At 36.8% G+C, this 15,624-nt stretch carries 4 protein-coding genes; all 4 read left to right on the forward strand.

Annotation, left to right across the window (positions count from 1 at the left end; genetic code table 11):
• Positions 1-12: 12 nt before the first annotated feature.
• From SAY88_RS05085 to SAY88_RS05100, 4 genes are read left to right on the forward strand one after another with little or no spacing between them, the layout of a single operon-like run.
• On the forward strand, positions 13-285 hold the full coding sequence (locus tag SAY88_RS05085) for a phosphopantetheine-binding protein (protein WP_332629893.1): 273 nt from the start codon (positions 13-15) through the stop codon (positions 283-285).
• 13 nt (positions 286-298) lie between these two features.
• On the forward strand, positions 299-5,005 hold the full coding sequence (locus SAY88_RS05090; protein ID WP_332629895.1) for an amino acid adenylation domain-containing protein: 4,707 nt from the start codon (positions 299-301) through the stop codon (positions 5,003-5,005).
• A gap of 41 nt (positions 5,006-5,046) precedes the next feature.
• The gene (locus SAY88_RS05095; protein WP_332629897.1) at positions 5,047-12,723 is read left to right on the forward strand and encodes an amino acid adenylation domain-containing protein; all 7,677 of its coding nucleotides are present in this window, start codon (positions 5,047-5,049) and stop codon (positions 12,721-12,723) included.
• The gene (locus SAY88_RS05100; protein ID WP_332629900.1) at positions 12,723-15,623 is read left to right on the forward strand and encodes a non-ribosomal peptide synthetase; all 2,901 of its coding nucleotides are present in this window, start codon (positions 12,723-12,725) and stop codon (positions 15,621-15,623) included. The genes SAY88_RS05095 and SAY88_RS05100 overlap by 1 nt, the downstream gene beginning before the upstream one ends.
• Position 15,624 lies beyond the last annotated feature (1 nt).

Below are 15,624 nucleotides of genomic sequence, written 5' to 3' on the forward strand. Positions count from 1 at the left end.
GGAGAAAAAACTATGGAGATAATTACCGAAAGTAAGACTGAAGCAATTGAAAAAAAACTGATAGAGTTTTGGAAAGAAATTTTAGGAGAGGAGAGTGTAGATCGAAAAGTTAGTTTTTTTGACCTTGGAGGTAATTCTCTTTTAGCCATGCAATTTATTCAAATGGTGAAGAATAACCTAGGTGTTAAATTAGCAATCAGAGTATTGTTTGAACATCCCACTATTGAGGAGCTTTCGCTATTGATCAAGCAATTAGGTGATATTAATCAAAGCTGCCATAAATGAGGTGAACAGAATAATGACGAGAACTCAAGAGAAGCTTTTGACCATGTTATCAAGAATGATGGATGCTCCTTTAGCACTTACAGATGACCTTAGAAATCATCTAAAAACGTATGCGGAGCAAGAGGCATTTTTCACGCTTACTCAAAATGAGTTTGGAATCCAATTAACGATGGAAGTAGTGACGGTTCAAACAAGCGTTGAAAAACTAGCAAGCTTTATCGATATGGTTATTAGTATGAGAGAAGACGATAAAGTAAAACCTGTTAAACGTGGGGCAATCTCGGGAGATCTTTCTCATAATCAAGATCGGATGTATTTGTTCGATAGATTAGAAGACAATCAGATGCTTTATACTATGCCATTTAAGTTCCGCTTAAATGGCATAGTAAAAGTCGATCTTCTACAAAAAGCCCTCGATTCTTTAGTGGAGAGACATGAAAGCTTAAGAACCACCTTTATAGAGGAAAACCATCAAATACGACAAGTCGTGAACAAGTTTAGAAGAAATACGATTGCTTATGGAGATTTGCGAGAAGATGAACTAGAAGTCTCTTCTAAGAAGGTTGCTGACTATCTTAATAAAGAAGTAAGAAGAAACTTTCATTTAGACTCAGGTCCATTATTTACGCTGAAGATTTTCCAAATAGAAGAGGAATTTTATTATTTAGTGTGTAACTTTCATCATATTATTTTTGATGGGATCTCATATATAACCTTTTTTCAAGAATTAACTGAAGCGTATGCAAGAATCTCTAGGACAGATGGAACAGACACTTCTCTACCTTTAGAGATGCAGTATTTAGATTATGCGTTGTGGCATAAGGAATGGGTTAAACAGAATGACTCTATTCTAAAAGAATTCTGGGAGGATTACTTCAAGGAGAGAGAGACAAGTTTAGAATTGCCTTATGATTTCTCAAGACCAAAATCTCCTTCTTTTTCGGGAGATAGATTGGAACTAGAAATTAACAAGGATCTTCAAGTGTTAATAGATCGTACCTTGAAACAAAGTGGGACAACGCTCTATGCATTTATGTTGACAGCCTATCAAGTATTTTTAGCTCAGTTTACAGGGAATCAGCAGATTGTTGTTGGGAGTACAGTGGCCAATCGAGTTCAAGAGGAATTTTCTAAGGTGATTGGCTGCTTTGTGAACACATTGCCATTTATGTTAAAAGTAGATCCAACTAAATCTTTCCGACATATTTTAACTAGGAATCAGCAACAAATTTTGGAAGTACTTGAGTATCAGGCTTACCCCTTTGATAGGATCGTAGAAATTATTAATCCAGATCGGGAGCTAAGTTATTCTCCATTGTTTCAGACAGCGCTGGCAATGGAAGAAAGCTTTGATGGTCAGTTTAAAAATTCATATTTTACTTTAACAAAAGAAGATTTTGATATTCCTTTCTCTAATTATGACCTAACGATTAAAGTAAAGAAATCTCAAAAAATAATTCTTGAATTTGAATACTCAGATGAGCTCTTTCTACCAGAGACGGTAAGGAGACTTATGAAGAGCTTTGAAAAATGGCTATATCAAATTTGTCAATATAACGAAACACCGATCAGACAATTGCAATATTTAGATGATGATCAGTTGGATTTGTTATCAAGTTGGCAAGGAGAGTTATCTAATGGTTACGCCAATGAGACGGTTATCTCCATGTTCAAACGGGTTGTAAAAGAACGTGCTAGCAGCATCGCTATTTATGATAACGGGGAAGAAATAACGTATTACGATTTGGATAAGAAGTCTGATAGCATAGCGCATTTAGTGAAAAAGGTAGTAGACAAACGCTCGAAAAAGGTAGGGCTTCACGTAACAAGATCAATTGATATGGTTGTAAGTATGCTAGGAATTATGAAAGCTGGATGTGCTTATGTACCACTAGATCCTTCTCTACCGAGTGAGCGATTGGAATATATTATTCAGGATTCGACCTTGTCTGTTTGTATAACTGATCAGAGACAGCAAGGGGCGATTAAAACGATCCCTCATGTGATTGATCTTACGTCTGTTCGTTATGAAGATATCGTCATTGATCATACAGGGCTTGACCCAACAGATTTAGCTTACATAATCTATACGTCTGGAACGACGGGAAGACCTAAAGGAGTTATGCTTCCGCATAAAGGGATCGTAAATTTGGTTAGAAGTCAGCATAAATATTTACATCTTAATGAATCATCAAGAGTATTGCAGTTTGCTACCTATAACTTTGATGCTTCTGTATACGAGATATTTGGAAGTTTGTTAAATGGGGCAGAGCTACATATCGGGAATAACAAAGAAGATATGTTTGATGTAATTCAACTTGAAAAGCAAATAAAAAAAGAAAAGCTAACCCATCTTGTCCTACCACCAGCAGTTTTGCAGGAGTTAAATATTGAAAGTTCTGAAGTAGAGTTTGTTGGATCTGCTGGGTCTGAATGTCCGGTAGAGCTAGTGAAGAAATATCAGCATGTGAATTTTTACAACGCATATGGACCGTCCGAGTACTCTGTATGGACAACGTTTGAGATGTTTGAGGCATCTAACGATTTTGATGCAACTAGGGGTAAAGTGTCTATTGGAAAACCAATCCTTAATACGAACGTCTATTTATTAAATAGTGAGAAACAGTTAGTGCCTATCGGTGCAACTGGTGAAATGTACATAGGGGGCGAAGGGTTAGCAGCAGGTTATCATAATAATGATGAATTAACGAAAGAGAAGTTTATTGAACACCCTTTTAGACTAGGTGAGTGTCTGTATCGTAGTGGAGACCTTGCTAAATACACAACAACTGGTCAGTTGTTGTTTCAGGGAAGAACGGATAATCAAGTCAAAATCAGAGGGTTTCGAGTTGAGATTGATGAGATCATGATCAAACTCAAGGCACATCCGTTAATAAATGATGCATTTATTAAAATTCGCGAGAATGCAAACTATGTCAAGCAGTTAATTGCTTATGTTACATCAACTGAACAAATGGATACAGGACAAATTAAGGCATTTCTAAAAGAGAGTTTGCCTGCTTACATGATTCCATCCTTTGTTTTACAGGTTGATTCCTTCCTGTTGAATGCAAATGGGAAGGTAGATACGACTAAACTTCCTGAACCTACTACAAAAGTGGAAAAGGTAGTCCAAAAGCCTAAGACAGAGAACGAGAGAATTCTTTTGACTATTTTTAAGTCAGTGTTAAGCATGGATCAGCTAAGCATTCATGATAATTTCTTTGAACTAGGGGGAGACTCGATTCAAAGTATTCAAATTTGCTCATTAGCACGACAAGAAGGTCTTACTATTAGTCCGAAGTCAATTTTCGAACATCAGACTGTAGCTGAATTAGCAGCCAGTTTACACGCTGAAAATAGATCAATTATTCAGCCTTTAGAAACACGAGGGCGTATTGAGCTCATTCCTATTCAAGAATGGTTTTTCAAAGAACACTCGACATCGCTCCATCATTGGAACCAATCGCTAGTCTTCTACAAAAATGAGTGTGCTTCAAAAGAAAAACTGGAACGAATTCTAGCTGAAATTGTCGACCATCATGACGGATTATTAACCCTATTTCAGAAGAAAGACGAGCATTATTTCGGCCTAATTGATTCTGAACATAAGACATGGGAACTGATCTATGAAGATGTTCATCTTCTTGATAAGGATGCTCGAATCAGAAAAAGAAATGAATGGGAAATAGCTATCCAAGAATCTTTGAACATCGAGAATGGCCCGATTATGAAAATGCTCGTGTTAAAAGAACAAGCCCATCAGTATCGCTTTTTCTGGGTAATCCATCATCTTGTTGTAGACGCGGTTTCCTGGAGAATCTTGCTTGAAGACTTCCACCATCTTCATGATCGAGTGTTAAATAATCAACCAACTAATCTACCACCTAGAACTTCATCATATAAAGATTGGTCTAATTACCTAAAGAAATATATTCATTCAGTCCTAGCCCAAGATACTATTAACTATTGGACTAATAAGCTTAATAGTAATGTTTCCCCTTTTAGACTAGTGGATCATATGACTGAAAAAACAGAGAAAACAAGAGAACTAATATTCAGTGAAGATGAAACAACATTTTTCGTTCAGGAATTAACAAGTCAGTCTAAAGCAACTGTGGAAGAAGTATTGTTGACTTTAGTTGCAAAGAGTATGGGACAGGCTTTTGACGTTCGTCGTTTTTGGATAGAGGTAGAAGGGCATGGAAGAGAAATTGTCGATGACACAATAGATATAACAAGAACCGTTGGCTGGTTTACAACAATTTACCCAATCTTATTGGAGACAGATAACGCTTTTGCCACTACCATGAAAAATACTAAGAATACCATTAGAGAAATTCCGAACAAAGGGTTTGATTACGGCCTAATCAAATATGCAACTCCTGTCTTGTTAGAAGATCCGGATATCTTTATGACATTCAATTATTTGGGGCGACTCGATTCTCAAATAGAATCATCGGTTAGCTCGGATTTTGGTGAGTTTGAAAGTAAACCAAGACTTCACATTCTAGCCTTTGTTCAGAATGACAGGCTCCACATGAAAATCATCTCAAAGGTAGCGGAGGATCAAATATCGCTTCTCGTTGAAACTGCTCAAAATATTGTAGCGGAGCTAAAGGACCCCGACATAGTCCAAAACTCCCTGATAGAAAGTGACTTTCCAGATGCGGTCATTACGGAAGATGATTTACTTCATATCTTAAATTCGAATAACTAATTACTCGTATCAAAGTTAACGAGAGAAATGGGAGGGACAAAATGAAAAAATCAATAGAAAATATCTACTCATTAACACCGCTTCAAGAGGGAATTCTTTATGAACTCGAAATGAAGGATTATAGCGAGCACCTATACATTTCTCAAATGAAAATAAAAATAGCTGGTTCATTGAATGTAGATGCGTTGTTTGCGGCTTGGAATCACGTTATTGAACGTCATGAGGCACTTAGAATGAGGCTAATAACAGAGAACGTTGAAAATAACGTTCAAGTAGTATTCGATCAACTTGACTATCAACCCGAGCTAGTAGATGTCACGGCCTTTACTTCAGAGGAGAAGCTGAAAGAGTTAGATCGAATCTCTCACAAGAGCAAAGAAATGGATGTTAATAACTCGAATTTGATGAAGCTTCATTTGGTGAAAATGGAAGAAAAGCTTTTTACATTGATTTGGACTCACCACCATATTATTTTAGATGGCTGGAGCACGAGCATTGTGATCAATGAACTATTTGAGCGATATGGTCAGATTGTTCAAGCTGATGTCAGAGATCTTGCTGAAAAGCCAAGACAATATGGCGATTTCATTCGTCATATGAATAAAGTCAATAAAGAGGATTTGGCTACTTTTTGGAAGGAAAAGGCAAAGGGGTTAGATCGCCCCACTATTACATTTCCAGCATTGTCAGATGTGGAAGTAGAACAAAAGGATAGTCATATTTTTTGGGAAGTAAATCAAGAATTGAGTAGAGAGTTACGAGAATTCGCAGCAATGAATCATGTAACTGTTAATGTATTGCTGCAGGTAATATGGTCGATCGTTTTGAAGGAGATATCACAAAAAGAAAAGATCGTCTTTGGGATAGTCAGTTCAGGTCGATCGTCACAGCTATCTAGATCCGAAGAAATTGTTGGGTTGCTTATAAATACACTACCGGTAATAACAGAGATCAAAGAAACCGATAGCATCAAAAATGTGTTGAAAGAATCTCAAAACACATTAAATCACATGTTAGAATACTCTCAAATCTCACTTGTTGATATTAAACAGTATACCAATATAAGGAAAGAAGACCCTCTATTTGAAACTCTTTTTGTTTATGAAAATTATCCAGAGGCGGCTAAAGATTCAGATATTGAGCTTGATTGGGAAATCCAAGGAGGTTCAGAGACGCATAGTTTTCCATTGTCACTGCAAGCTCAAGATAACAAAGGAGCGATATTCTGTAAGCTATCTTTTCATCTCCAGTTTATAGAACCAGCTCTTGCCGAGGCCATTCAAGAAGCATTTATGGAGATTGCTAACCAAGTAAAAAAGGTCTCTACTGTTAAAGATATAACCTTATTAACTTCATTTCCTGTTAATCGAAGAAATGAGTGTGATTTGGACCAATCTGATGCGATGTTAACCTCATTCGTTCATGAACCTTTAAAGGAAATATGGCTTGAGTTCTTCCCTAATGAGGAATGTGATCCAGATGCTGACTTTTTTTCAATCGGTGGTCATTCCATAAAAGCGATGAAGTTTGTTTCTAGGGTAAATAAAAAGCTTAATGTCAAACTTACATTAAAAGAGTTATTTGAAAATTCTACTTTAGCATCACTAAGTAGGAAGTTGTTTTCACCTATGCTTACTTCTAATTCAACATTAGAAGAGAAGATAAGAGTTTCGGTCAAACAAGTATTGGAAGAAGTATTAGCAATAGAGCATATAGATCCTAATGCTGACTTTTTTGAACTGGGTGGTCACTCGATCACTGCGATGAAAGTCGTATCGAAGTTAAACAAGATTTATAAGAATAAGAACGCTATCACTTTGAAAGCAGTATTTGAGCACTCGAGTGTAAATTCTTTATCTACCTACCTGTCTACGATGGTTGATGGTCAGGGAAGGGATGAAAGTTGTAGCGAGGGAACACAGTATGTCCTTTCAAGTAATCAAGAAGCTTTATGGTTTAACGAAAAACTTGGTAATGTAACGAGTTATACTATTCCCCAAAAGTATCGGGTGAAAGGGAAATTAGACACCGTCCTGTTAGAAAGGGCACTGAATTTAGTGATAAAAAGGCATGAAAGTTTAAGGACGGTCGTACGAGAAAAAGGAGGAAAGGGATTTCAGGAAATTAGAGAAGATGTTTCTATTAAATTATGTGAAGAAGATATAGGAAATCTGACAGAAGAACTGCAATTAGCCTTTCTTTCAAACATCGAAGAAGATCTCCAGACTATGACATTTGACGTTGAGGAAGGTCCTCTTTTGGTAGTGAAACTGGTCAAATTATGTGACTCTGACTATGTCCTTTATGTAAATATCCATCACTTGGTTTTTGATGGCTGGTCTGTAGGGATTTTTTGGGATGAATGGTTATCAATATATGATAGTTTGATGAACAAAACGAACCCCAATCTCAATATTGATTTTAAACAATATAAGGATGTCGCAGCCAAACAAAGAAGATGGTTAGAAGTTCATGGGAAAGAGGAAATGGAGTTTTGGAAAGACAATTTATCGGGAGACTTACCGAAGTTAGAGTTGCCTTTAGATAGCCCTCGTTTAAAGGACACCACAAATCCAGGAAGTAGCATGATCGTAGAAGTAAAGAAAGAAGAGCTAGAACGGTTAAAGAGCATGTCACTTGACAGAAACTCTACATTATATATGACATTACTTACCATGTATCAAACATTTTTAATCAGGTACACAGGACAAGATGAGGTGATTGTAGGAAGTCCGTTAGCCAATCGCCTCATTGAAGGAACAGAGAGGACCATTGGGTATTTTGTTAATACGTTACCGTTTCGATTAAAGGCCAATTCTAACGATACTTTTGAGGCGATCTTGGCAAGAAATGTTGAACATATTATTGATGTATATGACCATCAACAAATGCCGTTAGATAAAATCGTTGAAACGCTCAACCCTGAAAGAAGCTCAATTAGTACCTCATTGTTTCAAACAGCTTTTATTTTACAAAACAATGCAGTAAGTTTTCAAAGTGAGTATATTGCTATAACATCAGAAATACTAAAGTCTCAAAAAGCAAAGTTTGACTTGAGTTTAGCTGCTGAGGAACATGATGGAAGACTGTTACTTGCCTTTGAGTATCAGTCAGAGATCTTTCAAGAGGAAACAATTCAGCAATTAAGCGAGAATTTCCTAGCTTGGATAAGGAGATTTATTGATATGCCAGAACTTCCAATATATCAAGTACCTGCTATTAGTGAGCGGCAGGAGCAGCTGTTATTGGAGGAATGGCAAGGAGAGCAAGTGATGTTTGAGGCCATGGGAGATACGATTCCGGAAGCTTTCGTTAAAATGGTTAGACAGTACCCTAATAAGATAGCGGTGGTGGATGGTACGAAATCAATCACCTACGAGAAGTTGAATCAAAAGAGTAATCAGCTTGCACACTACTTATTAGGAAAGGGCATTAGCAAAGAAGAAAAGGTAGGAATTTATGTTAACCGATCGATTGATATGGTCATTGGTATGCTAGCTGTCATAAAGGCAGGGGCAGCTTATGTTCCGTTAGACCCTCATTATCCAGTAGATCGCTTAAGTTACATAATAGAAGATTCGTCTCTTTCCTACTGTTTAACCAACAAAGAGTTCGGTAAAAGTGAACTACTTGCTAGCTCTGAATTTATCTTTCTTGAAGCAGTTGAAGCTGAATCAGAGACACTAGATGTAACTAATATTGATATGTCTGAGAACACCAATTTGGCTTATGTAATTTATACGTCAGGGACAACAGGTAGGCCCAAGGGAGTTATGCTTGAGCATAAAGGGATTATTAATTTAGTATATAGCCAAAATAAGATGCTATGCTTAGACTCATCAGCTAAATTGTTGCAATTTGCTACCTTTAACTTCGATTCATCTGTTATTGAGATTTTTAGCACTCTGCTATTTGGCGCGGAGCTTCATATAAGCTTTGATAAAGAAAACCAATTTGATATGGACAAGCTTGTTGATCAAATAAAAGTAGCAGAAATTACTCATATTATTTTGCCGCCAGCTATTTTAAAAGAGCTACCAATTGATCAATTAAATAGCATTAAGGTGTTAGGGTCAGCAGGTTCCGAATGCACGGTTGAGTTGGTTTCAAAATTTAAACAGATCACCTTCTTTAATGCCTATGGACCTACGGAGTACTCCGTGTGTACTAGTTATAAACTATTTCTACCGAACGAGGATATCCAGGGTGCACATGTTGTCCCAATTGGAAAACCGATAACGAATACAAATGTGCTTGTATTAGATCAACATCTAAATCTAATGCCGATCGGATCAATAGGTGAACTGTATGTAGGGGGGCTTGGTATAGCAAGGGGGTATATAAATCAGGAAGAATTGACCAATGAACGATTTGTCGTCAATCCATATAATCCTACTGAAAAATTATATAAGACTGGTGATCTAGTTAAATTTAGTAATGTTGGAGAGCTTATATATGTAGGAAGAGCAGACGATCAAGTGAAAGTAAGAGGATATCGGATCGAATTATCAGAGGTAAACATGGCCCTTCTTCAGATTGATGAAATTACAAATAGTGTTGTAACAGTTATGGAAGATAAAAATGGGTCAAAAAAGTTGATAGCTTACTATACAACCGCGTCAGAGGTTACCGAAGAAGCGATTAGAAAAAAAATACGGGCAATTTTACCGAGCTTCATGATTCCTTCTTATTTTATCAAGCTTGAGAAATTTCCTCTCTCACCGAGTGGAAAGATAGATAAAAAGGCATTACCGAAATGGGCAGATTACGCAAAAGATCGCGAGACGGCGCTCCAAACCGTTACCGAATTATCAAAAACGGAAACAGAGCTTCTTAGTATATGGAGGGAGGTTCTTGGTGATTCACTCATTGGACCGAATGATAACTTTTTTGAGTGTGGCGGTGACTCGATTGTTAGTATTCAAATCTGTTCAGCAGCAAAAGAACAGGGTCTATTTATAACACCTAAAGATTTATTTGAATCTCAAACTGTTCGTGAACTGGCGACCGTTGTAGGTGAAACAACTCAAAGTGTCGTTTCACAGGATCTAGTATCAGGCCATGTTCCGTTAAATCCGATTCAATCCTGGTTTTTCAATGAAACCCATCAGAATATACACCACTGGAATCAGTCTATTGTAATAAGTAAGGATCACCAACTAACAACGGAGCAATACAGAGAGATTATCCGGACATTAGTCGACCATCATGATGGGTTACGAACCGTATTTGAAAGGCAAGATGACTCTTATGTAGGGATTATTCGAGAGGCTGATACAGCTTTTGAAGTGAATGATTATTCTTTTTCTGATATTAGAGATGGTGAGTGTTTGATAGAGATAAAAAAACTAGAGGACGAAGCGCAGAGAAGTCTTAACATTTTTCATGGTCCACTGATGAAGGTTCTGCTGTTTAGAGATGAACGTCAAGTAAGAATGTTTTGGGTGAGCCACCACTTACTTATTGATGGTGTTTCTTGGCGAATCCTTCTTGAAGATTTTGAGAAATGCTATCAACAGATTACGAATAAGCAAACCTTGTCCTTACCTTTAAAAACAACCTCATTTCAACAGTGGTCTAAGACGCTTAAGGATTATCAAGCGAATGAACTAACATCAGATATTGTTGAGTATTGGAAAAACGAAATGAATCAAACGGTTTCTTCTCATATACAAGATTTAGGAGAGTATTGTAATGGAGAACACAGATATACCATTGAAGCGAATGTCGAACAAACTCAAAACCTTCTAAAAAATACGTTAAGAAAGTATAAAACAACTATTGATGAATTGCTATTATCTGTCATAGCAACTGGACTATCGAGTCAAATGGGGATAGACCAGTTTTGGGTTGACCTAGAAGGACATGGTAGAGAGCAAATTTCTGATAATCTTGATTTGACTAGAACTGTAGGTTGGTTTACTACGATGTACCCGGTAAGATTGGAAGCAGGACCGTCGTTTGGAATAACCCTAAGAAACACGAAAAAAAGATTGAGAGATGTACCAAATAAAGGGTTAGATTTTGGAATCATTAAGTATCTTTCTAAACAGGATCTAAATTACCCAAGAAGTCTTGTCAGCTTCAATTATTTAGGGCAATTTAACAACGTAGATGATATGGAACAAACTCAAAGTAGCAATCTAGATGAGAACTATGTTTTCCCGTACAAAATAAATATCGTCGCCAGTATCATCAATGATAGATTGACATTGAATGTAATGGGAGATGGGCGCAATAGCAACTTTCAAGCGGTATGTAGTGAAATGGAGTCCTTAGTTACGAAGCTGTTAACGGGGGATCTTGGTTTATCTAATGCGATTGTGGAAACGGACTTTGAGACAGATCAGATTGTTGAAGAAAGCTCGATAAATTATTTTATTAAAAAGTTTCCCAATATAGAAGAAATTTACCCAGTGACGTCTCTTCAAGAGGGGATGCTATTCCATAGCGAGATGATTCAAAGTTCTGAGTATATTTCACAGGTCTCCTTTGATATCAAAGGAAATATTGACCTTAACCTTCTTGAAGAAGCATGGAATGAAACGGCAAGAAAGTTTGATGTACTACGTTCGGTATTCAGAAGGAATCAAACCGGGGACCGTTACCAACTTATTCTTAGTGATAGCTATTATGTCTTTCGTCATGTCGATATATCAATGTTTTCAGGTGAAGAGCTGCAAGAGAAGCTTGATAAATTGTTAGTCCAAAATAGGAATAAGCAATTCGATATTGAGAATGGACCACTAATGAATATAACAATCGCTCTCCTGCCAAATCAGCGTTTTACATTTATATGGACACATCATCATGCATTGCTTGATGGCTGGAGTCTACAAGTGGTAATGAATCATTTTCTTGAATATTATCGCAATCCAATGAACGTAGCCAAAGATACTGGAGAGCACAGACTTGCTTATAAGCAAGTAATGAGACACATTCAATCTGTTGACAAAAAAGCGGAGGCTCTATTCTGGAAGAATGAACTCAAAAATATAGGTGAAGTCACCCCGTTTCTAGGTAAGAAAAAGGAAACTGACTCAGGATCAAAAGACCGAGTCATTGAGTATCACCTGGAAGAAAATTTGACAGAAAAAGTTATAGAGTATGCAAGGCGGCATAGGAAAACAGTCAATACGGTTATTCAAGGGGTATGGGGCATGGTACTGTCTCGTTTTAGTGAGAGTGAGTCCATTTGTTATGGTGTGACAAGCTCTGGAAGAAATCTTAGTATCCCTCATATTGAATCAGCTGTAGGTTTGCTAATTAATACATTACCATTCATGTTAAACATTGATCGTAATGAGAATGTCAAATCGTATTTAACTACTGTTCAAATGAAACAACTTCAAATGAGAGAATTCGAAAGTAGTTCATTACCGGATATAAAAAGGTACGGTGACGTTTCCTGGGTTCAGGATTTATTTCAGCAAATTTTTGTTTTTGAAAATTATCCGAGCACAGAACAAGTAACTGATTCGGACATCGTGATTGAGAACTTCTCTGGAGAAGAGTCAACAAATTTTGATCTAACCTTTTCTGCGGCTATCGTACGATCACAACTTCATTATAAGTTAATCTATAAAGAAAATAAGTATGAAGAGAGTGAAATCGTCCGGTTTATGGATGCAATACAAACGATCATTACGAAATTAATAGAAGATGAATCAATGACCGTTGGACAATTACTAAATGATATGAGAGTTGAGGTGTGGTAATGAGCAAAATGATTACAGCAAGTGGATTAATATCGGTAACAGAGGCTTTTTCTAATATAGTTATAGCTCATCCCCAAAAAGTGGCTATTCGTGAAAAAAATAGATCCGTAACCTATGAAGAGCTTGATCATCTATCCAATCATCTCGCACAGAAGATCATCGATTTAGGAACTGAAGAGGAAGCTATGATAGGAATTCCTAGCCAACGTTCGATTGAACTTATTGTAGGGATGTTGGCTATTATGAAGTCTGGTTGCTGCTATGTTCCGTTAGACGAAAAGTATCCAAACAGTCGATTGCAGTATATGATTGCAGATACTAAAATGAGCGTTTTTCTACCAAATGGTATGGAGCATAACAAACTAGTTGAATTGGGGATTTCACCTATTTATTTTGATCTAGATGAACTTAGCCAAATGAAGGTAAAACCAGTGAATCGTTCAACCACAAACAGCCTTGCCTATGTCATCTATACGTCTGGCACAACGGGACAGCCTAAAGGCGTTATGATTGAACAAAGTAGTATTGCTAATCTTGTTCTTAATTCTGACACCATTAAAATAGACGAGTCTAATATAGTTGCTCAGTTCTCTAATCCTTGCTTTGATGCAGCTACCTATGAAATTTGGGGAGCCTTATTAAACGGAGCGACACTGTTCTTAATGGCTAATGAATTTACTTCCTTCGATGATTGGAAGGAGGCGATAACGATTGGTAAGGTGAATGTTGCCTTTTTCACAACAGGTCTTTTCCATGCCATTGTTGATGAGGATCCAATGATATTCGAAGGGTTAAAGAAACTCGTAGTGGGTGGAGATAAGATTTCTACTTCCCATGTGAAGAAGTTGAAGCAATCCCTTCAAGATGTCTCAATAATTAATGGATATGGGCCAACAGAGTGTACGACCTTTGCAATTTGTCATGAGGTGAAAGATGAAGATACAAGTGTGATCCCTATTGGAAAACCAATAAGTAATGTCGAAATTTCAATCCTTTCTGAGGACCAGGTAGAAGTTGCAGATGGACAGATAGGTGAAATTTATATTGGTGGACAAGGGGTCATGAGAGGATATTTAAATCAAGAGGAGTTAACAAAACGAGTATTGTTTGTAGATCGTTTACAAAAGAAGTGGTATAAAACAGGAGACTTTGCTGTTCGTCAAAGTAATGGAGAAATACTCTACAAAGGACGTAGAGATAGCCAAGTAAAGATTCGGGGATTTAGAATTGAATTAAATGAAATTCAAGAAAAGCTTGATTCCTATTCTGAAGTCGAAACTACATTAGTAGCGGTAAAAACGATTAATGATGAATCTTACGTTGTAGCATATTATAAACATCAAGACGTAAATGCTCAGAACGTGGATAAAGAGCTAAAAGATTACCTAAGTAGTGAATTGCCAAGTTATATGATTCCACATTTCTTTGTTAGAGTTGAAGAATTCCCGCTTAACGCTAATGGGAAAATTGATCAAAGGAAAGTTCTTGAGATGGATATCTTTGATCCAACAACAGCTATAACAGTTGAAGAAAATGAAAAGAAAAAAGAAGTATTAGCGATATGGAGACAAGCATTAGGGAATGATAAGTTGGGATTGGACGATAATTTCTTTGAATATGGTGGCCATTCAATTTTGGCTACGAAGCTAGTGTATTTAATGAAGGAAACGGTATTACCGGAAGCTACTCTTCAGAAGTTATTAGAAAACAATACCGTTAATAAGTTTGTGGATGCTATCGAAAATGAAGCAGCTAATAGTGTGAGAGAATTGATGGAAAAGGATTCTGAACTAGATCCTATTTTAAAGGAACACATCAGCTCGATTAGAACTCAGTCTGTTGCGTTTGATAAAAATATACTGATCACTGGTGCAACCGGGTTTTTAGGTGCGCATCTCTTGAACAAATTACTACTCGAGTTGAAAGATGTGAAAATTTATTGTTTGATTAAATTTCCTTCGAAAAATCGATTACAGGAAACATTAAAGAGCTACCAGTTGTGGGACGATGAGTTTGAAAGTCAGTTAGTTGTGATAGAAGGAGATTTCAGTAAGCCTCAATTTGGTTTAGATGATATCACCTATGAAGAATTAAGTACTGATGTCTCTCATGTGTACCATGTGGGAGCAGAAACAGACTTTTTCAACTCTTATAGCAAGTCTAAAAGTTCAAATGTAGATGGAGTGCGAGAGGTTGTGAAATTCGCAGCGTCTAATAATCGAAAGAATATTTATTACGCATCAACACTCTCTGTGTTAACGGGTGAAAGGGAGTGGGATGAAGAAGATGAATTGGTGTATACACCTGATTTAATGATAGGGTATAGTCAGTCGAAATGGGTTGCGGAGAAGCTCCTTTTTCAAGCAAGGAAAGAGGGACTCTCCATTGATATTTTCCGGTTAGGACGTATTTCTTCTCATTCAGTAAACGGAATATGGAATAAAAAAGATATGTTATACAAGGTGTTTGAATCATTTGTTAATCAAAAGATCATGCCATTTAAGGAAGAGATTCACTTTGAATTAATGCCGGTTGATTTTGTCAGTGACTTTATTTATAAAATTACAAGAATGGAAGTCGGCGAAAAACTAGGAATCTACCATATGTTTAACGGCCAGAAGGTTTCAAGTGAATTTGTAACAACTTTCTTTGACAAATACCAACTAAACTATACAAATATGAAGTTAGAGCAATGGTTACAACTTTTAAAAGAAAAAACACAATCAGATGAAATTCATTCCTTAAGTGCGTTATCTCAACTAATTGATGAATCAACTAAGTTAAAAGAGTCGACCATTTTACAAGAGAAAACGAAAAAAGAATTGGAGAAGGTTTCAATGGACATGCCAATTATCGATGTCCATTATGTTGAAAACTTTATGAGGCATATGTTGGATTAAT

The sequence above is a fragment of the Halalkalibacter flavus genome, assembly GCF_036663575.1.
In the GTDB taxonomy this organism is placed as follows: domain Bacteria; phylum Bacillota; class Bacilli; order Bacillales; family Bacillaceae_D; genus Halalkalibacter; species Halalkalibacter flavus.